The organism is Treponema sp. (genome assembly GCF_045641405.1).
Classification (GTDB): domain Bacteria; phylum Spirochaetota; class Spirochaetia; order Treponematales; family Treponemataceae; genus Treponema_D.
In genome coordinates this window covers 111,594-130,689 of the sequence record NZ_JAZUGX010000063.1, presented here as the reverse complement: position 1 = coordinate 130,689, position 19,096 = coordinate 111,594, and the positions used below count along the sequence as shown (strand labels likewise).

Genomic DNA, 19,096 nt, shown 5'->3' with positions numbered 1-19,096 from the left:
ACGGGGCTTCATGCCCCTGCGGGTGTCAAACTACGGTAGGCTTGAACGTTAGTGAAAGCAAGCGCCTTGAGACGCATGTTTGAGACACTTGGCTTATAGCCACAGTGCAAACCACCCCTTTGAGGGGTGGTTATGATTTTACTTTGAAGATTTCTTACTTCTGTCCATAATACGCATTTGGACCGTGCTTTCTCATGTAGTGCTTTTCGATGATGTAGTCAGGCAATGTCTGTTGTGATGAGTTGATCTGGAGTGTGTTCATTGCCATGTGGCTTACTTCTTCAAGAACAGCTGCGTTGTATACCGATTTTGCTGCTGTTGCTCCCCATGCGAATGGCCCGTGTCCTCCAACCAAAACCATGTTTACCTCATCTGGATTAAGCTTGAGAGAGCGGAAATGGCTTACGATAAGGTTTCCCGTTTCCTTTTCATAGTCGTTCTGAACTGCTTCGCGGCTCAAATATGGTGTACATGGAACTGCCGTTTGAATGTGGTCTGCATGAGTCGTTCCAAACAGTGGAACTGCCTTTACTGCCTGTGCCCAGCTTACGGCATATGTTGAGTGGGTGTGGATGATTCCGCCGATTTTTGCTTCGTCTGCCACTGCGAATTCCTTGTAGAGGACTGCGTGGGTTGGAGTGTCGCTTGATGGCCTAAGTTTTCCTTCAACAACATTTCCGTCCAGGTCAACAATCACCATGCTGTCTGCTGTAAGTTCAGGATACGGAACTCCCGAAGGCTTGATTGCAAATACTCCTGCATCCTTGTCAAAGGCACTTACATTTCCCCATGTGTAAAGGGCAAGATGCTGTGCCGGAATTTCCATGTTTGCTTCGTATGCTTCTCTCTGTAATTCTGTGTATTTTCCCATATTGTTTTTCTCCTATCCTCTGAACGAGGAGGTGATGTTTTAATTAGTTATATAAATGCGGAGTAGGGGTTCGTGCCAAACTGCGATTTGCGACCCAATCCAATTCTGAGGGTGAAACCCTCAGCTTTTTAGGTGGAAAGGGAGCACCCTAGCAGGCTTGGCCCGGTTCCCGACGGAAGCATTTATATAAAACTATTTAAGATTTTCAACAGCTGTGCGTTCTGCGGCAAGAGACTGTTTGTATCCTTCGAGCCACTTGTCAAATCCTGCAACATCATCGGCTGCAGGGGCTACTGTCTTTTTCTGTGCGCTTGCAAACACTTCGCTTTCAAGCCAGTCACCAAGGTTCTTTCCTTTTGTATCTGCGGCATATGCTGCAAGAAGGGCCATTCCCCATGGACCGCCTTCACCTGCTGTTGCCATTGCACTGATAGGTGTATGCATTGCGGCTGCCATTGTTTCAAGACCAACGCCTTCTGTCTTGAAGTATCCGCCGTGTCCTGTCATGGAATCGATCTTTACGTTCTCGTTGAAAAGAACATCCATTCCAAGACGCAATGTTCCAACTGCTGAATAGAACTGGCTTCTCATGAAATTTGCAAGATTGAATTTTGCATCCTGTGAGCGTACAACCATCGGACGGCCTTCGCTAAAGTCTGTGACGCCTTCACCTGAGATGTAGTTGATTGTATAAACTCCGCCGCAGTCCTTGTCTCCGTCCTTTGCGCTTCCAAGAATGGTGTCGTAAAGTTTGCCCGTATCAAAGTCTGCGCCAAGAAGCTTTGCTGCTTCTCCGATTATTCCAACCCATTTGTTGAATTCAGCAGTACATGTGTTTACGTGAACCATTGCTGTCGGTTTTCCGTCTGGAGTTGTAACGATGTCGATTACTCCAGGGTAAGCCTTTGAAAGTGCCTTTTCAAGGACTACCATTGCAAATACGGAGGTTCCTGCAGAAATGTTTCCCGTGCGTGGAGCAACGGCATTTGTTGCAACCATTCCTGTTCCTGCATCTCCTTCCGGTGGTGCGCAGAGAATTCCGTCTGAAAGTTCTCCTGTTGGATCAAGCCATTTTGCACCTTCTTTTGTAAGTGTACCAGCATCTGCTCCTGCTGGAATTGCCTTTGGAAGGAGGTCAAGAAGCTTTTTTGATGCTCCCTTTGAAGCTGCGATTTCATCAAACTTTGCAACCATTGACTTGTCGTAGTCACCTGTATTTGCGTCAATAGGGAACATCCCGCTTGCATCGCCTACGCCAAGAACCTTTTTGCCTGTAAGCATGAAGTGGGCATAACCTGCAAGGGTAGTAAAGAAGTCTACCTGTGGAATGTGGGGTTCCTTTTTAAGAATTGCCTGATAGTAGTGGGAAATGCTCCAGCGTTCAGGACATGGATAGTTGAAAAGTTCCGTAAGCTCTTTTGAAGCCTGCCCTGTAATTGTATTTCTCCATGTTCTGTATGAAACAAGAAGATTGTTGTCCTTGTCAAAGGCAAGATAGCCGTGCATCATGGCGCTGATTCCGAGTGCCTTGAGTTTTGTAAGCTTTACGCCGTATTTTTCCTGGACGTCTTTCTTCAATTCTGCATAAGCGGTTACGATTCCGTTGTGGACTTCTTCAAGGCTGTAGGTCCATATTCCGTCAGCAAGGGAATTTTCCCAAGTAAAACCGCCGCCTGCAACGGGATTTTTTTCTGAATCTATAAGAACTGCCTTTATGCGTGTAGAACCGAATTCGATTCCAAGGGCAGCCTGACCATTTTCAATTTCTTTAGCAACTGCTTCTTTTGTCATATTTACCTCTGCAAATCATACTAACCGACATTGTAAAAAAAACAAGTGCTGAATTTTCCTGCAAATGGTCAAAAACTATCACTAAATATGAAAATTCGAACATAATGATAGGAAAACTTGAAAATCGGGAACAAAAAAACTATTCCTTTCTGCAAATTTTCAGTTGATAATCATAATCACAAGGGATGTAGAGGACATCCTTAATTCAAACTTTTTTTAGAGGTGTAACTATGAAAAAGATTTTAGTGTTTGCTGCTGCAATGGCTATGGCAGTTCTTCCAACATTTGCTGCAAAGTTGATCAAGGTTGGTATCATCAACAATGACCCTAACGAATCAGGTTATCGTACAGCTAACGTTAACGACATGAAGAACACATTCACAAAGAAGAACGGCTACAAGCCAACATTCTTCTACAGCCTTAAGAACGACGAACAGATCGCTGCAGCTCGCAAGATGGTACAGGATGAAGTAGACTACCTCCTCATCTCTGCTGCTGGTACATCTGGTTGGACATCAGTTCTCAAGGATGCAAAGGACGCAGGTGTTAAGGTTATCCTTTTTGACCGCACAATCGATGCAGATTCAAGCCTTTATGAAGCATCAATCGTTTCTGACATGGCTCAGGAAGGAAAGACAGCAGTAGATTGGCTCGCTTCACAGAACCTTAAGGAATACAATGTAATCCACATCCAGGGTGTTATGGGTTCAGCTGCTCAGATCGGACGCTCAGGTGCTCTTGATGCAAAGGCAAAGCCAGAAGCAAACTGGAACATCGTTGCTCAGCACACAGCTGAATGCAACGCAGAAAACGCACAGCAGATCGTTCAGTCTGTAATCGACTCAGGAAAGAAGTTCAACGTAATCTACGCTGAAAACGACGATATGGCTAAGGGTGCAGCTGCTGCTCTTGATAAGGCTGGTATCTCTCACGGTGTTGGAAAAGATGTAATCATCATGGGATTCGACTGCAACAAGTGGGCTCTTGAAGAACTCCTTGCAAAGAGATGGAACTATGATGGTCAGTGCAACCCATTCCAGGCTTCATACATCAACGACATCATCAAGAATGGTGCAAAGCAGAAGACAGTTATAATGGTAGAAAAGGGATTTGATGCAGCAACAATCACAAAGGCTGATGTTGCAAAGTACGGTATCTAATCTAGATTATGACTGGATTCTTCGATAAATAATAACTATAAAATTGTTGGAGAATCCAATACCTTGGACACGAGGGGCGGATTGTCTAAAAATCCGAACCTCGTGTTTTTTTTTGGAGGACGACCATGCAGGATAAATCAGTTCTTGAAATGCGTGGAATACACAAGAGATTCCCAGGTGTATATGCATTGCAGAATATTGATTTTACTTTGCGTGAAGGTGAAATTCACGCTCTTATGGGAGAAAACGGAGCCGGAAAATCAACTTTGATCAAGGTTCTGACTGGTGTTTATCAGAAAGATGAAGGCCAGGTATTTGTTAAAGGAATCGGAGCTGTAAACATTCGCTCCCCACAGGATGCCCAGAATGCGGGTATCTCTACAGTTTACCAGGAAATTACCCTCTGCAATAACCTTACTGTTGCGGAGAACATGTATATAGGAAGAACAAAGGGACCTTTCACAAGCTGGAAGAAGATGAATGAAGGTGCCGCAAAAATCCTCAAGGAACTCGATATTCCTTGTGAAGCAGAACAGCAGCTTTCAAGCTGTTCCATTGCAGTTCAGCAGATGGTTGCCATTGCCCGTGCCGTTGATATGGACTGCAAGATCCTCATTCTTGACGAACCAACTTCATCTCTTGACGATCAGGAAGTTCAGAAGCTGTTCCGCCTTATGCGTGATCTTCGTGCAAAGGGTGTAGGCATCATCTTCGTTACTCACTTCCTTGAACAGGTTTATGAAATCTGTGACAGAATCACTGTTCTTCGTGACGGTCAGCTTGTTGGTGAATATGAAATCCGTGATCTTCCTCGCCTTGAACTTGTTTCAAAGATGCTTGGAAAATCAATTGAAAATCTTGATCAGTCTTCAAAGTCAAGTGAGACTCCGACATTCTCTTCGGATGATGTTGTATATGAAGCTGAAGGACTTTCAAGTACAGGTGGTGTAAAGCCATTCGACTTCAAGATTCACAAGGGAGAAGTAAACGGATTTACAGGTCTTCTTGGTTCAGGAAGAAGTGAAAGTGTCCGCGCTGTATTCGGTGCTGATAAAGTACTCGGTGGAAAGGTGAAAGTAAATGGAAAGGATGTAAGCATCACAAAGCCAATCCATGCCATGAAGAATGGAATCAGTTATCTTCCTGAAGACAGAAAGCGTGACGGTATCATCGGTGACCTTTCAGTCCGCGAAAATCTTATTCTTGCGCTTCAGGTAATGAAGGGATTCTTCAAGCCTTTCAGCCGTGCAGAACAGGAAAAGTTCGCAGACGAATATATCAAGCTTCTTGAAATCAAGACAGCTTCCGCAGAAACTCCAATCAAGTCTCTGTCAGGTGGCAACCAGCAGAAGGTTCTTCTTGCCCGTGCCTTGCTTTCAAATCCACAGTACCTCATCCTTGATGAGCCTACTCGCGGTATCGATATCGGTACAAAGACAGAAATCCAGGAGCTTGTCCTTAAGCTTGCAAAGGAAGGCAAGAGCGTTACGTTCATTTCATCAGAAATCGACGAAATGCTTCGTACATGTTCACGCCTTGTAGTCATGCGCGACCTTAAGCAGGTAGGTGAGCTTTCAGGAAATGACTTGAACCAGACAAAAATTATGGAAACTATTGCGGGAGGAGAAAAATAATGTCTTCTAAAAAATTGCCAGACCTCCTTCTTGGTCTTGTTAAAAAGCAGATTTTCATTCCAGTTGCTGCACTGTTGATTCTTGTTGTATTCAATCTTGTTGCAGATCCAACATTCTTCAAGATTACTCTTGGACAGAATAGCGAAGGATTCCCTGTTCTTTCAGGTTATCTCATCACTATCCTTGACAACGCATCTGAGCTTGCAATTCTTGCCATCGGTATGACCTTGGTAACCGCTGCTTCAGGTGGACAGGATATTTCCGTAGGTGCTGGAATCGCCATTGCAGGATCTGTGATTCTTCGTGTTCTCTGCGGAACGGAAGCTCGTCCAGAGGAACTTCAGGCTCCAATTTTTGTGGCATTCCTTGTTGGCTGTATCGTAAGCATGGCATTCGGTGGATTCAACGGTATGCTGGTTTCTTACTTCAAGATTCAGCCTATGGTTGCGACATTGATTCTCTTTACAGCAGGCCGTTCAATCGCTGCGTGGATCAATGACAATGCTCTTCCGATTGTTGTAGATCCAACATTTGGATATTTCGGAAACTTCATTCCAGGTATTGCGGTTCCAACTCCAGTGTTCATTGCAATCTTGTGTATAATAATAACCATGGTGGTCCTCAAGTTCACCAACCTTGGACTCTATACACAGGCAGTAGGTATCAACAGCAATTCTTCAAGACTCAACGGTCTTGATCCACAGTTCATCAAGTTCATCACTTATGTGATTATGGGACTTTGTGTAGCAGTTGCAGGTTTCATCAAGGTATGCCGTATCTCTTCAATCAACTATTCAGTTATTGCAAAGGATATTGAAATGGATGCCATTCTGGCAGTAGCACTTGGTGGAAACGCACTTAGCGGCGGTAAGTTCAACATGTGGGCTTCAATTCTTGGTGCATACGTAATTCAGTTCCTTACGACAACACTGTTCAAGTTCAATGTTGCATCGACTGCGCTTCCTGCATACAAGGCTGTTGTAGTTATCATCCTCGTTGTAATCAGTGCACCTGTATTCCGCGAGAAGATGTCTCGACTTGCTAAGCAGTTGTCTGGTGCAAGAAAACCAACGGTAGTGAAGGGAGGCAACTAAATGAATTTTCTTAACAAAAAGAATCAGAATGAAACAGTCCTTGCAAAAAAGAGACCCCTTTCAGATACAAACCTTCTTCTGGTGATTACGGTTGCAGTTTTCGTTGCAATGTATCTTCTTGCAGTCGTGTTTCTTGGATCAGGTTTCAAAAAGCCACAGACTTTCTTCAACCTGTTGAATGAAAATGCATCGCTTATTGTTCTTTCATGTGCCTTAAGTCTTGTCATGATTACAGGCGGAATCGATATCTCTGTTGGTACGGTTACAGCCCTTGTCTGCATGTGCTGTGCTGTTCACCTTGATATGAAAGGTGGATCTATCGGCGGGGCAATCATGTACGCTTTGATGATTGGCGTTGGTTTTGGTCTTGTTCAGGGATTCCTTGTTGCTTTCCTTGATATCCAGCCTTTCATCGTATCGCTTGCAGGAATGTTCTTTGCAAAGGGTATGACAACTATCGTAAATGCTACACAGTTCAATGTTGAGCACGAAGGATTCGTAAAGCTTATTGAAACTAGAATCTATGTTCCTGGCATGGGATCTGTAAACAAGGTTGGAAAATACATTCCTGCCTATGTTGAACCTGGCGTACTTGTTGCCATTCTTGTAGTCGTAGTTCTTTTCCTTGTCCTCAGATGGACAAAGCTTGGACGCAACTTCTACGCAGTTGGTGGAAATCAGCAGAGTGCAAACATGCTCGGTATCAACGTGCCTATGACAAAATTCCTTGCACACTTCATCTGTTCGATTCTTGCAGCGATCGGTGGTTTCGTTTACTTCATGCATGTTGGTTCGGCATCTCCAAGCCATGCCAGTGGTTATGAAATGAACGCCATTGCATCTTCCATCATCGGTGGAACCATGCTTACTGGTGGTGTAGGAAACATTGCAGGTACATTCTTTGGTGTCCTTTCCCTTGCAACAATCAAGAACATCGTTTCTTCCCTTGGTCTTGATGACGCATGGTGGACAAACATTACTGTAGCCTTCATGATTTGTCTTTTCCTCCTTATTCAGAGTATTGTTCTTTCAAGAAAGAATTCTAAATAATCTGAAACAATGACAAAATCATTGAGCTGATACAAAACTTCGGCTGTCCTAAAGCTTTGTAGGACAGCCATTTTTTAATTCCCAGTTTTGCAATTTAATAAGTTAGGATTTATAATAAAAAGATATGAAAATACACTTTGCCGGTGCGTTTTACAAAAAAATAGAAGAATCCTCTTTTAAGATAAAGTTCGTGGATGGAACTAAGGAATGTGTCCTTCTTCATTTCTATAATCCAATGGTTATTACTTTGGACGGCAACCAGATTGAAACCCAGGCAAATGCATGTATTCTCTATAGACCAGGAACTCCTCAGATCTATTGGAGCAAGAACAACGAATTTGAAAATGACTATATCAGGTTTCTTCCTGAAGACATGTCATTCTTCAATGATTTCCAGATTCCTTTCAACGAAGTGTTTTATGTAACCGATGCCGAGATCATCAGGCGTGAGATGATGGATATTACATATTTCCTTACGGAACGTTGGGAAAACCATGATCATGAGCTTTTGGACCGTCTTTGCAAGGTCATGTCCAACCTTCAGGTCAATAGGCTTTATCCGACCACAAAGACTAAAAGAGAAAGCGAGACTAGATATAGATTGACTCAGCTAAGAAAGGAAGTGTCAGAAAGTCCAGAGAAATGGACTGTGGATTTGATGGCAGATCATTTCTTCCTTACTAGATCTCATTTTTCAGTTCTCTATAAAAAGACTTTTGGCGTAACTCCTCAATCGGACATTCATTTCTTTGTAAATGAAAAAGCTCTCAGGTTGCTTAATACAACTGATCTTACCATACAGGACATTTCACAGCAGTGCGGCTACAATGAATGCGAAAACTTCATCCGTGCTTTCAAGAAAATGAACGGTATTTCTCCACATCAATACAGGAAACAGAAAGCAGAGTAAAAAACACATTGAATTTAAAACAAAAAAAGCTGCCATATAACGGCAGCTTTTCTATTTTTAAATTCGTTCAAGAGACGGAGACGAATCTCCGCCTTGTCAAACCTACTGGAGGAGTGAGAGAACGTTCTGTGAAGACTGGTTTGCCTGAGCGAGCATAGCTGTTCCAGCCTGTGTAAGAACCTGGTCCTTTGTGAAGTCAACCATTTCCTTAGCCATGTCTGTATCACGGATGCGTGATTCAGAAGCCTGGAGGTTTTCTGCACCAACATCAAGTCCTACAACTGTCTTTTCGAGACGGTTCTGGTATGCACCGAGGTCAGCACGCTGCTTGTTGATCTTCTTGAGAGCTTCATCAAGAGTTCCGATTGCGCGGTTAGCTTCATCTGGAGACTCGAGAGTCATGATTTCTTCTGTACCAACGTTGCGGAGTCCGAGAGCTGAAGCAGACATTGTTCCAATGAATACCTGTGTTCTCTGGTCCATGTTAGCACCAATGTGGAGCCACATAGAAGCTGTAACGTTGTTTTCACCTGTTGGGCGAGCAAAGCGACCTGTGAGCATGTTCATACCGTTGAACTGTGCGCAAGATGCGATGCGGTCAACTTCTGCGATGAGGGAAGAAACTTCAACCTGGATCTGCATGCGGTCTTCGTCTGAGTAGATTCCGTTTGAAGACTGTACTGCGAGTTCACGGATGCGCTGTACGATGTCTGTTGTTTCCTGGAGGTAACCTTCTGTTGTCTGAATGAAAGAAATACCATTCTTTGCATTTGTAGAAGCCTGATTCAATCCGCGGATCTGTGAACGCATCTTTTCAGAAACTGCGAGTCCTGAAGCGTCGTCACCAGCACGGTTGATCTTCATACCAGAAGAGAGCTTTTCCATGTTCTTCTGGTTGTTGAGTTCAGTGATTCCTTCTGAACGCTGTGCAAACATTGCACTCATGTTGTGATTGATAACCATAATTTATCTCCTATGATCAAGGTACTATAGTTGCAAGCAAATCGTGAAATCTGCTTCCCCTACTTTGGGTCTACCACCCTATATATTGATTTTCGGAGATTGAAAAATTAACTTTAGCAAAAAAAGCAGGAATTTTTAAAGATTTTTGAGTTTTTTTTCTTCAGAAAGGGCATAAATCGCTTATTTAACCCCCTTAGAACATTCTGTGCATGGAGGAAACAGGCGTTTCCTCTCAAGTTTTCTGGCGAAAACTCGACGGTTTTTACTTAGCACCCTTAGAACATTCTGTGCATCCTGTTACGATTACGTGTTTCTTACCGTCGTTTTTGTTGAAGAGGCGGGCTACTAGATGGCCGTTCTTCAATGGAACGGTTTTATGACAGACGGGACATATTCTTTTTAAGCCTGGCTCTGGAGAAGGGTAGCAGTGGGGGCATCCGTTGATGGTGCATAACTGGTCTGGAACATTCATTGGACGGTAGACACGGCTCACAAGATCCTCTCCTGGAAGAAGCATAGTGTTGCATAGAGGACAGGATACAAGAAGTCCTTTTTTTGCAGCCTCATTTCTTTTCTGCTGGAGCTTTTTTCGTTCGTTTTCTTCTTTATATGCCTGTTTATTTATATAGAAGTTAAGTAACCAGATTATTAGTATGAGTGCCAACGCACCGATGATATAGAACATATATTCAGTATAGAGTGCATGTCAGAATTTTGCAAACCGCCTGTCTGTCAAAAATTGAATTTTTTTCATTGTGAAGTTATAATTATTTCTATATCGGAGCCGTAAAATATGACAAAAGTATCTGAAACTAAAAAACAGAAAACACCTGTCAAAGAGTCTCAGCAGAGGGGAACCGTTCTGTTTCCTCTTCAGTACAATTACTGCAATACAGCAAATCCCTTTTATGACCTTTGGCTTCACTGGCATATGGAATTTGAGATGATTCATGTGGTCGCTGGAAGCTATAGGATTTTTATCAATGATCATGAGGAACTTCTTGAGGAGGGGGACCTTTGCATAGTTGCAGGTAAGGTCGTCCATGGTGATGCTCCAGACAAGGGTGTTGGAAAATATGAATCTGCGGTCTTTGATATTGAGCTTATGCGTCTTCATGGGTTCAGCTCGGATTCTTTTGTTTCAGAAGTTGTGAATGGAACCATATGCATTGAAAGTGTCTATAGATTAAATGAACATAAGGAAATTTCCAGGATTGCGGATTCCTTTTTTGAGACTATCCGTGATCAGAAGGATGGGTGGGAGGCGATCTCAACTGGCTATCTCATCTTGCTTTTTGGACTCATAAAGAAGTACAGGCTGTATTCAGAAAGAAAGGTTCTTCCTGCAAAAGCAAGGGTCAGAAACGAGAAGCTTGAACTTGTTTTTGAGCATATCAAGAAGAACTATATGAACAACATTACCCTTGAGGATCTGGCAGAAGCCGCTGGATTCAGTCCTAAATATTTTTGCCGTGTTTTCAAGGAAATGACAAACCGTGCTCCCGTGGAATACCTCAACTGGTTCAGGATAAACAGATCTTGTGCTATGATACGGGAAACTGATGATAAGCTTCAGGATATTGCGCTGAAATGTGGATTCAATGACTTTAGCTATTTCATAAAAATATTTCACCGCTATAAGAACATGACTCCGCTTAAGTACAGGAATTTCAAGGATTCTAGGAATCCAGATGTAAATATTGATGCAGATGCAGAATATCATGCACTGCTTGAAAAAGGAAAAAAAGAAAGTGTTGAAAAATAAAACCGTCCTTGTTGGTGTGAGTGGAAGTATTGCCGCATATAAATCAGCCTCCCTTGTCAGTATGCTTGTTAAGAGCGGGGCAGAGGTGCATGTGCTCATGACAAAAAATGCGACCAACATAATAAATCCAATTGCGTTTGAAACTCTTACGGGAAACAAGTGCCTAGTGGATACCTTTGACCGTGATTTCGAATTCAAGGCGACCCATGTTTCCATCGCTCAGAAAGCAGATCTTTTTGTCATTGCTCCTGCTACAGCAAATGTCATTGCCAAGGTTGCAAATGGTCTTGCTGACGACATGCTTACGACCACCTTCCTTGCCGCAAGATGCCCAAAGATGATTTCTCCAGCCATGAATACGGCCATGTATGAAAACCCAGTTACTCAGGATAATCTTGAAAAATGCCGTCACTATGGATATGAAATAATAGAGCCTACATCAGGATATCTTGCCTGTGGTGATACAGGGAAAGGAAAGATGCCAGAGCCTGAACATCTTTTTGAATGTATCCTCAATAAAATTCAGTTTGAAAAAGACCTTGATGGAAAAAAAATCCTTGTGACTGCTGGTCCGACGATGGAGGCAATGGATCCTGTCCGATTCATCACAAACCATTCAAGTGGAAAGATGGGATATTCAATTGCAAGAATTGCCATGCGCCGTGGAGCCAAGGTCACTCTTGTGTCTGGTCCTGTCAATATTGCAGCACCTGTTGGGGTTGAACTTGTAAACGTGAAGTCAGCAGCACAGATGTTTGAGGCGGTGAAGGAAAACTTTGCAGAAGCCGACATGATCATAAAGGCTGCAGCCGTTGCAGATTATAGACCTAAAAATGTCAGCGATGAAAAGGTAAAGAAGCATGATGGTGAACTTTCCATTGAGCTTGAGCGTACCGATGACATACTTGCGTGGCTCGGAAAGAACAGAAAGCCTGGACAGATACTCTGTGGATTTTCAATGGAAACTCAGAATATGCTTGAGAACAGCCGTGCGAAACTTGCAAAGAAAAACATTGACATGATATGTGCCAACAACCTTAAGACTGAGGGGGCTGGTTTTAATGTCGACACCAACGTGATCACGATGATCACCAAGGATAAGGAGGTGGAGCTGCCAGTTCTTTCAAAGGATGAAGTTGCGGTCCGCATCCTGGATTTCATTATTGAATTGAAAAAGTAAAAATAAATTAATTACCATAATTCGGAGGTTTTTATTATGGATGGTGTTGAAGAAAAAGTTGTTGAATCAGTAACTGAAGTTGCTGCTCAGACAAAGACTATGCTTCATCTTGATGAGTTGATGGCATATCTTACCTGGGGCAACCTTATGAAGGTTGTTGTTGCTTTTATTTCTGTGCTTGTGTTCTATATTATTTACAGAATCATTAAGCACATTATCAAGAAGCAGGCTGCTCCACGTGTTGAAAAGCATACATACATGCTTATCAATAAATTTGTAAGTTACATTTTCTATGTAATCATCGTTATGTACATTTTGAGTCTTTTCGGCATTAACCTTAAGGCAATCTGGGGAGCAGCAGGAGTAGCTGGTCTTGCACTTGGTTTTGCTGCACAGACTAGTGTAAGCAACCTTATCAGTGGTGTTTTTGTCCTTAGCGAAAAGGCAATGAAGGTTGGTGACTTCATTCAGGTAGGTGATGTATTTGGTACTGTAGACAGCGTTGGTCTTTTGAGCGTTAGAGTTCATACTTTGGACAACCAGATGGTTCGTATTCCAAACAGTTCCGTAATCAACAGTAACCTTGTAAATTTTAACCACTACGATATCCGTCGTTTCGTATTTGAAATGCCAGTAAGCTATGATTCGAATATGGAAAAAGCTCTTGAAGTTGCACAGTCAATTCCAGGAAAGTGTTCTTGTGTTCTTCAGGATCCAGCTCCTTGCGCCTACTTTGACGGATTCGGTGATGCAATCACAATCAAAATTGCTGTCTGGTTCAACAGCAGCGACCTTATTTCTGCAAAGAACCAGATGTACACAGCCATAGTCAATACATGCCGTGAACAGGGTATCGAGATCCCTTATACACATTACGATGTAAAGATTCTCAAATAGTTTTCCTGAAACAGACGCTTTTTGTTATTTCGGCGGTTATATAATAGGTATGAGATGCCTGTTATGTTGCCGCCGATTTTTTTTGTTTGGTCTGTGTTCCATGCTGTTTTCCTGCAGCCGTTTTTCAGTACACGAGGATATCCGGTTTACTCTGCCTGAATCTTCTTCATGGAAGGTTTTTTCTTCCTGCTGTGAACCTTTTGTTTTCAACGGAAACGATTTTGTCTTAAGCGTCGTAAAGAATGAACCTACTGCTGTAATTGTCCGTTCTGAAATTTCCAGTGTGGAATTTGGAGCCATATATCCTTTTGATTCTGAACTGTCTGAATTCCATGTTTTCCCAGCACAGGTACTTTATTCACTTATCCTTTCTTCTGTGAATTCTGAGGAGGAAAAAATGTATTGCCTTTCAACCTTCAACTGGAAACGCTTTGAGGAGGATTGCGAGGTACTTGGAGAGAATATATGGAAGGTCAACAAAGAATCCGTGATGCGAAAGATAGCGAAAGGTACCTTTAGAAAAAGTGACCTGAAGATAGAAAAATCAAGATGAAACCGATACAATAGAAGAATGAAAAAGATACTGCTTGTTTCTGCCGCTTTTACTATTTTGTTTGGGTCATGTGCTAAAAACAGGGAAATCAATTCCAGCCATTTTGGTGAATTTGAAACTGTAAAAAGCCATACCTGGTATGCCTTCAATGAAACTGGTTTTGAAAAAATAGACTTGCCGCAGAATGCAAAGGCTGTTGTGGAAAGACCTTGGACTGAATCAGTAAGAATTTCCAGCGCAGGTAGTGTCATTCCTTCCAAAGATGGTGGACCCAAAGGACCTTATGATGCCTATGCGCTTGTAAACAAAAGAGGTCTTCTTGCATTTGCAAATGACAGGATTGATTTCTATAGGGATGATTCAATCTTTATGAACGATACTGTGGATTCAATGGTCTTTTCTGGAGGAATGCCTGTATTCTATCTATTTAGAAGTACTTTTTTCAATGAGAATCTTGATGCCCGCAGCTCTTTGCATCAGTCGAGACCTTTTCTGGTTGAATTCAATCCGTCATCGAAGGTTTTTTATCCTTTGGTTTCATATGGCAATTTAAAGCTGGGTGATGAAGATCAGATCTCAGGATTTTTCTGGAACGGAAATACATGGGCCTGTGCATCAAAAAAGATGTCAGGCGCTGGTGTGGAATTTTCTTTCTTTGACTGGCAGCCTCTTGTTGCCCTTGCTGATTTGAATCCAGCTATGGGGCAGGAGACCTTCCTTTTTAATTCAATCTCTGAAGATGACTACAAGAAAAAGAATATGCCTAAGCTGCTTGATGCTGCACCAGATGAGCTTAAGAAGCTGCTGTCGTCTATTCCTGATGAATATGCTTTCTATGTTTCATGGCGTGATTTTTCAGGTACATCACCTATAAGCTATTGTCAGATGGGAGCAACTGCTTTTATGCTCAATGCCCATGGAGGAGTTTCTCCAGACAGCGGTTACAGTGTTGCGGTGTTCTCTGATGGAACAACCTATGTAAAAAGACTTTGTGAAGACAAGGTATGCTGTGCCTTCAGGTTGCCTCTGCTGCCTTCTGGATTTACTTATGGAGAAGAGGCAGTTTCTGGAAATACGCTCTACGTTGCCTGGGAAGAAAGTTCCTTCTTTAAGACTGGTAGAGCTGGTTTTATCGCTGTCGATTTAAAGGCTGTAATCAACTAGGTTTGGAATCTTTTTCTTTGGAGGTTCCTTGATATAGAGGTACTTGAGCGGATGGATGTCCAGGACGTTTGCCTTCCATCCTCCTATCGTCTCCAAATCTATGAGATGTGCGCTTACAGGATGCGACACAGGAATGAGCATACCGTCATCGATAAGGATCTGTTCTGCTTTTGACATGAGCCTGTACTGTTCCTCTATGCTGTCCATTCTTGAGGATTCAAGAAGAAGATTGTCGTATTCATCGTTCTTCCATTTTGAATAGTTGAGGGATGAATGTCCGCGGAATAATTCTAGGAAAGCAAGAGGGTCTGCAAAATCTCCGATCCATGAATAATAGAAAATATCTGCATTCCACTGCGGAATTGAGATGTTGTAGCGTTCAACGGTTGTGTTCTGCATCGTAAGTTCAACGCCCAGTGGTTCCCAAGCTTTTTTCAGAAGTTCTCCCCATTTTTTCAAGTGCTCGTCACCAGTGATGACTGCAAATACGATTTGAAGCTTTTCGTCTTCTCCGATTCCATATCTTTTTCTTGCAGTCTTCATCATTTCTTTTGCATCTACAGGATCCCAGTCTCCGATGCCTGTAACCTTTGGATAGCCTGGCAATGGATTCACAAGGGTTTCCGCCTGAATGCTGAAATCTTTTCTCAGTTCATCATAAGGAATTGCTTCTATGAGGGCGTTGCGGAATTCTGCTTGAGTCCACGGATAGTTCTGCATCTTGAAGAAAAGATATACGGTTCCGAATTCAGCGCTCATCTGAAGATTTGACTTGTTGATGATCTTTGAAAAGTCTGCGTTTCCACTGACCCAGTCGAGTTTTCCTGTATTGTATTTGAATGAATTTTCTGGGTAGTCGTCGCTGATCGTAAAGTTGATTCCAGGAATCTTTACTTTTTCTGCATCCCAATAGTTATTGTTTTTCTTGAGGATGATTTCAGATCCATCTATCTTCTCAAGAACGAATGGACCGCTGAAAACCTTTGCATCTGGATTAACTATGCTGAAGGAATGATGGCATAGAATTTTTGGAAGATGTCCCATCGGTTCCTTTAGTCGGATTACTATTGTGTAGTCGTCGCGTACGTCAATCTTGACATCCTCTGCTTTTCCCTTGCCTTCACGGAATTCCTGTGCACCTGCAATGTTGTCGATCAGGGAAGCAAATGGTGCACCCTTTGTTCCAAGAAGTCTGATGAAGGAATCTCTGACATCATTTGCTTTTATTGGACTTCCATCGCTGAATTTTGCGTTTTCGCGCAAGGTTAGAGTCCAGCGTTTCTTGTCCCTTGAGATTTTGTAGGATTTGCAGATGGCTGGTAGTGGAGCCAAGGAGACTGGATCATAGGAAAAAAGCCCTTCATGAAGTCCTGTAAAAAGCTGTGCTTCCGATGAGTATGATGCCGTAAAAGGATTTAAATTATAGGTGTGGTTCGATACGGCTATATTAACTTCTCTTTGCTCGGACATTTCCTGAGCAAAAAAAATAGTGGCCTTCACCAAAGCTAGGACCACTGAAAAAATGATTTTTTTCTTCAATTTGTTACTCCGAATGGAATCCTTAGATTCCAAGTTTTTTCATCTGTTCAGCTTCTTCAGCGTAGGCAACATAGTCGCTTCTCTGCTGGTTTGCCTTTACAAGAATGTTCTTTATTGTTGTAAGTTCCATGCTGCAACCCTTGATCTTTGCTCGATCCACCATATCGACATGGTTCTTAAAGTATTCATCCAGGGCAATGACAAGGGCAAAGAGATGGTTGTTTTCTGTAATCTGTTTATTCAGGTATTCAAGGATGGCTTCGTCCTTCTGCTGGGAAATTTTGTTGTATCCGGGAGTATCCTTCACCGCAAATGCCGAATAAATCTTGACTCTCTTAAGGAGACCTGCTGAGAAATCATTGTAGTGAACGATTTCCTTTTTCTTTGTTTCAGTTTTCTTGTCCGTGAGGAACACTTCATAGTCTACCTTTGGTTCTTCAAGACCAAAGAAAGATCTAAGAAGCTTCAATAGTTTTTCCTTGATAGATTTTTTTCCGCTTTGCAGGACATCGTGATTTGCGACAATCTTATCATATATGACCTTGTATGAATCATAGGTTGTTCCAACCAGACGTAATGCTTCCATAAGGATGGCGTGTGTGTCTACTTTCTGGATCTTAGATTCGGATGTTTCTTCTTTTACATTTATCTTTGCAAGAAGCGCTGCCTGAAGCTCTGCCTTGTTTGGGGCAGTTTCTTCCGCTACGACCTCTGCAATAAGTTCATTGCTTAAAGGACGCTTTGCCATGCAGGAAGGGAAAAGCCTTCTGATTTCTGTTGTCATTCCCTGTGGAGATGCGTATGCCTTGCCTTTATCGAAAGAGGAATTTTCCAGAATGTTCTTTCTGATATCAAGCTTATAGCGTTCCTTCTGGAATTCAGCAAGCCCCTTGAGGACGTTGTTGATCTCCGATATGGCGTTCTGAGTCTTAAGGGTGTTGTCCTTGATCATGCTGACAGTCAACTGGTCTGCATTGTTTTTGAGTTCATTGATTGCGCTGGCAAGTGATCTGGTGTTCGATCTTGTTGAATTGAGGGAAAGATTGCTCCATGTAAATACATTATTGAGTTCAAGCATTTTCTTGATCGTCTCAATGTTGAGCATTTCAACGGAGAACCTCATGTAGTTGCATACATAGTCTATTACGCTCTCGTAATTGCTTAATCGGATTCCAAGAACCTGAGAACGTTCGTTGTCGCTGAAGGGTTCCGTGTCAGGACATTGGATTGAAGTGACCTTGTTGTCTTTCTTGTATGGATCAGGCGTAATGAGACCGCGTCTTACAAGGGCTTCAAATATGTTTCGGACACAAGAAAGGTGAAGCCTGTAGTCGTCCTGAATCTTAGGAAGCTGAGTGCTGTTGTACCATTGCTCGCGGTCAGCACCTGCCATGATGATTTTTGTGTTGAATGATTCGTTCTCTGCCATATTCTATCCAATTAAAAAAAAGTGAAATCTACTTCTATATTTCAAGTATCGGTAAGAATAATGGCAGAGCTTAACGATTTTTTTTACGGCCTTAAAGCCTTGTCTTTTCTACCTCGTCGTGCTGTTCTTCAAGAATCTGCATTACGCGGTCGATGACCTTCTGCTTTGGATCAGGATCGTCAGCAGGAAGTGTTGCAAGATAATCTTTACGGAACTGCTTGCACTGGATTACAGGACTTGCAGTAAAGATCATTTTGTCCTTGCAGACGATGTCTGAAAGCATGTCTTCCTTGCCGTCCTGAATCTGGAGGATCGATCCGTTTATGCTTACGAGGATTGCGATGTCAAAAAGACGGAGGTAGCTGTCGATCTCACGGAGACCACGCTTTGTTTCTGGATGTCCAGGTCTATAGCGTGTTCCTGATGGGAATACAAGGATTACTTCACCTCGACGCTTACAGTCATCCATTGCGTGCATTGCTGCAAGATTGATCTTGCGAGCCTTCATCTCCTCTTCCTTTGCTTCTTCTTCAGAAACGTTCTGGGCTGCCTTATCAAGGCTGCGTGTAGGGTAGATTACTACGCGTGTAAAGCTTTCTGCAAATGCGCGGACGATAGGATCATCCTCATTCAGCTTCATTCCAGCGATGGCAACGATTCTCTTTGAAAGGTCTGCAAGTTCTTCCTTGCCGTTGTGCTCGAGCATGTACATGAGGGCAGGTAGGTCTGTGTTTGCATAATGCTCCATAAGGATGAGACCACTTTTACCCTCTTTTATCTGATTGTAGAAGTCAAGGAAGTTTTCTTCAGCGCCGATGTGGCTTTCTGGAAGAATATTATCCGAAACCAGTTTGTCTATGAGAACCCTGTTCTTTTCGTTTGCTGGTTGATATACATTTGTAGCGTCGATTTTTGCCGCTGCCACTGAATTTCCTGCCAACTGCTTGAAATAAGGTCCATACATACTGCGAATTGTGTTGATTTCCATCATTGTACTCCAAAATAAGGTGTATTTTTCTATTATAAGAGTAGCATTTTTAACTGTCAATTATCAGAAAAATGTTGTCGATTTTTCATTTTTTTATTATCTTTATAC

At 42.5% G+C, this 19,096-nt stretch carries 17 protein-coding genes; 10 read left to right on the top strand and 7 right to left on the bottom strand.

Annotated elements, in window-relative coordinates; genetic code table 11:
• Positions 1 to 154: 154 nt before the first annotated feature.
• Positions 155 to 871 carry an L-ribulose-5-phosphate 4-epimerase AraD gene (araD, locus tag ACKI39_RS10215; RefSeq protein ID WP_407400191.1) on the bottom strand — a complete coding sequence of 239 codons (717 nt, stop codon included), beginning with the start codon at positions 869 to 871 and terminating at the stop codon, positions 155 to 157.
• A 192-nt stretch (positions 872 to 1,063) separates the two neighbouring features.
• A complete protein-coding gene (locus tag ACKI39_RS10210; RefSeq protein WP_407400189.1) occupies positions 1,064 to 2,662 on the bottom strand; it encodes a xylulokinase in 1,599 nt (532 codons plus the stop codon).
• A 230-nt stretch (positions 2,663 to 2,892) separates the two neighbouring features.
• On the opposite strand from ACKI39_RS10210, the gene ACKI39_RS10205 reads away from it, so the two are divergent.
• The 5 genes from ACKI39_RS10205 (at position 2,893) to ACKI39_RS10185 (ending at position 8,510) form a co-directional block, all read left to right on the top strand.
• Positions 2,893 to 3,822: an ABC transporter substrate-binding protein gene (locus ACKI39_RS10205; protein WP_407400187.1), complete on the top strand. Its 930-nt coding sequence runs from the start codon at positions 2,893 to 2,895 to the stop codon at positions 3,820 to 3,822.
• 125 nt (positions 3,823 to 3,947) lie between these two features.
• Entirely contained in the window at positions 3,948 to 5,456 is a 1,509-nt protein-coding gene (locus ACKI39_RS10200) for a sugar ABC transporter ATP-binding protein (protein WP_407400185.1), read from the top strand.
• Entirely contained in the window at positions 5,456 to 6,550 is a 1,095-nt protein-coding gene (locus ACKI39_RS10195) for an ABC transporter permease (RefSeq protein ID WP_407400183.1), read from the top strand. The genes ACKI39_RS10200 and ACKI39_RS10195 overlap by 1 nt, the downstream gene beginning before the upstream one ends.
• Positions 6,551 to 7,600, top strand: a complete 1,050-nt coding sequence (locus ACKI39_RS10190) for an ABC transporter permease subunit (protein WP_407400181.1) — start codon at positions 6,551 to 6,553, stop codon at positions 7,598 to 7,600.
• A gap of 124 nt (positions 7,601 to 7,724) precedes the next feature.
• Positions 7,725 to 8,510 carry a helix-turn-helix transcriptional regulator gene (locus tag ACKI39_RS10185; RefSeq protein ID WP_407400179.1) on the top strand — a complete coding sequence of 262 codons (786 nt, stop codon included), beginning with the start codon at positions 7,725 to 7,727 and terminating at the stop codon, positions 8,508 to 8,510.
• 102 nt (positions 8,511 to 8,612) lie between these two features.
• Here ACKI39_RS10185 and ACKI39_RS10180 read toward each other — a convergent pair whose 3' ends face one another.
• Entirely contained in the window at positions 8,613 to 9,473 is an 861-nt protein-coding gene (locus ACKI39_RS10180; protein ID WP_407400177.1) for a flagellin N-terminal helical domain-containing protein, read from the bottom strand.
• A gap of 262 nt (positions 9,474 to 9,735) precedes the next feature.
• Positions 9,736 to 10,158: a hypothetical protein gene (locus ACKI39_RS10175; RefSeq protein WP_407400175.1), complete on the bottom strand. Its 423-nt coding sequence runs from the start codon at positions 10,156 to 10,158 to the stop codon at positions 9,736 to 9,738.
• A 108-nt stretch (positions 10,159 to 10,266) separates the two neighbouring features.
• On the opposite strand from ACKI39_RS10175, the gene ACKI39_RS10170 reads away from it, so the two are divergent.
• The 5 genes from ACKI39_RS10170 to ACKI39_RS10150 all read left to right on the top strand — a co-directional run bounded on the left by ACKI39_RS10170 (position 10,267) and on the right by ACKI39_RS10150 (position 15,032).
• Positions 10,267 to 11,238, top strand: coding sequence for a helix-turn-helix transcriptional regulator (locus tag ACKI39_RS10170; protein WP_407400173.1), 972 nt, complete (start codon positions 10,267 to 10,269; stop codon positions 11,236 to 11,238).
• Positions 11,204 to 12,418 carry a bifunctional phosphopantothenoylcysteine decarboxylase/phosphopantothenate--cysteine ligase CoaBC gene (gene coaBC / locus ACKI39_RS10165; protein ID WP_407400171.1) on the top strand — a complete coding sequence of 405 codons (1,215 nt, stop codon included), beginning with the start codon at positions 11,204 to 11,206 and terminating at the stop codon, positions 12,416 to 12,418. Before ACKI39_RS10170 ends, coaBC begins: the two co-directional genes overlap by 35 nt.
• 36 nt (positions 12,419 to 12,454) lie before the next feature.
• Entirely contained in the window at positions 12,455 to 13,315 is an 861-nt protein-coding gene (locus ACKI39_RS10160) for a mechanosensitive ion channel family protein (protein WP_407400169.1), read from the top strand.
• 100 nt (positions 13,316 to 13,415) lie between these two features.
• Entirely contained in the window at positions 13,416 to 13,868 is a 453-nt protein-coding gene (locus ACKI39_RS10155) for a hypothetical protein (RefSeq protein ID WP_407400167.1), read from the top strand.
• An 18-nt stretch (positions 13,869 to 13,886) separates the two neighbouring features.
• Positions 13,887 to 15,032: a DUF8086 family protein gene (locus ACKI39_RS10150; protein ID WP_407400165.1), complete on the top strand. Its 1,146-nt coding sequence runs from the start codon at positions 13,887 to 13,889 to the stop codon at positions 15,030 to 15,032.
• Here ACKI39_RS10150 and ACKI39_RS10145 read toward each other — a convergent pair.
• From ACKI39_RS10145 to ACKI39_RS10135, 3 genes are all read right to left on the bottom strand, one after another.
• Positions 15,012 to 16,502, bottom strand: a complete 1,491-nt coding sequence (locus ACKI39_RS10145; protein ID WP_407400163.1) for a peptide ABC transporter substrate-binding protein — start codon at positions 16,500 to 16,502, stop codon at positions 15,012 to 15,014. The two genes, ACKI39_RS10150 and ACKI39_RS10145, sit on opposite strands and share 21 nt — an antisense overlap.
• Before the next feature lie 91 nt (positions 16,503 to 16,593).
• Positions 16,594 to 18,000 carry a TP0584 family protein gene (locus ACKI39_RS10140; RefSeq protein ID WP_407400161.1) on the bottom strand — a complete coding sequence of 469 codons (1,407 nt, stop codon included), beginning with the start codon at positions 17,998 to 18,000 and terminating at the stop codon, positions 16,594 to 16,596.
• A 91-nt stretch (positions 18,001 to 18,091) separates the two neighbouring features.
• The gene (locus ACKI39_RS10135) at positions 18,092 to 18,988 is read right to left on the bottom strand and encodes a 1-acyl-sn-glycerol-3-phosphate acyltransferase (protein ID WP_407400159.1); all 897 of its coding nucleotides are present in this window, start codon (positions 18,986 to 18,988) and stop codon (positions 18,092 to 18,094) included.
• Positions 18,989 to 19,096: the final 108 nt, after the last annotated feature.

Coding starts and splice junctions, on each gene's coding strand:
- ACKI39_RS10200 (WP_407400185.1), top strand. CDS start 3,948: ATGCAGGATAAATCAGTTCTTGAAATGCGTGGAATACACAAGAGATTC.
- ACKI39_RS10175 (WP_407400175.1), bottom strand. CDS start 10,158: ATGTTCTATATCATCGGTGCGTTGGCACTCATACTAATAATCTGGTTA.
- ACKI39_RS10170 (WP_407400173.1), top strand. CDS start 10,267: ATGACAAAAGTATCTGAAACTAAAAAACAGAAAACACCTGTCAAAGAG.
- ACKI39_RS10210 (WP_407400189.1), bottom strand. CDS start 2,662: ATGACAAAAGAAGCAGTTGCTAAAGAAATTGAAAATGGTCAGGCTGCC.
- ACKI39_RS10150 (WP_407400165.1), top strand. CDS start 13,887: ATGAAAAAGATACTGCTTGTTTCTGCCGCTTTTACTATTTTGTTTGGG.
- araD (WP_407400191.1), bottom strand. CDS start 871: ATGGGAAAATACACAGAATTACAGAGAGAAGCATACGAAGCAAACATG.
- ACKI39_RS10140 (WP_407400161.1), bottom strand. CDS start 18,000: ATGGCAGAGAACGAATCATTCAACACAAAAATCATCATGGCAGGTGCT.
- ACKI39_RS10185 (WP_407400179.1), top strand. CDS start 7,725: ATGAAAATACACTTTGCCGGTGCGTTTTACAAAAAAATAGAAGAATCC.
- ACKI39_RS10155 (WP_407400167.1), top strand. CDS start 13,416: ATGCTGTTTTCCTGCAGCCGTTTTTCAGTACACGAGGATATCCGGTTT.
- ACKI39_RS10205 (WP_407400187.1), top strand. CDS start 2,893: ATGAAAAAGATTTTAGTGTTTGCTGCTGCAATGGCTATGGCAGTTCTT.
- ACKI39_RS10190 (WP_407400181.1), top strand. CDS start 6,551: ATGAATTTTCTTAACAAAAAGAATCAGAATGAAACAGTCCTTGCAAAA.
- ACKI39_RS10160 (WP_407400169.1), top strand. CDS start 12,455: ATGGATGGTGTTGAAGAAAAAGTTGTTGAATCAGTAACTGAAGTTGCT.
- ACKI39_RS10135 (WP_407400159.1), bottom strand. CDS start 18,988: ATGGAAATCAACACAATTCGCAGTATGTATGGACCTTATTTCAAGCAG.
- ACKI39_RS10180 (WP_407400177.1), bottom strand. CDS start 9,473: ATGGTTATCAATCACAACATGAGTGCAATGTTTGCACAGCGTTCAGAA.
- ACKI39_RS10195 (WP_407400183.1), top strand. CDS start 5,456: ATGTCTTCTAAAAAATTGCCAGACCTCCTTCTTGGTCTTGTTAAAAAG.
- ACKI39_RS10145 (WP_407400163.1), bottom strand. CDS start 16,502: ATGTCCGAGCAAAGAGAAGTTAATATAGCCGTATCGAACCACACCTAT.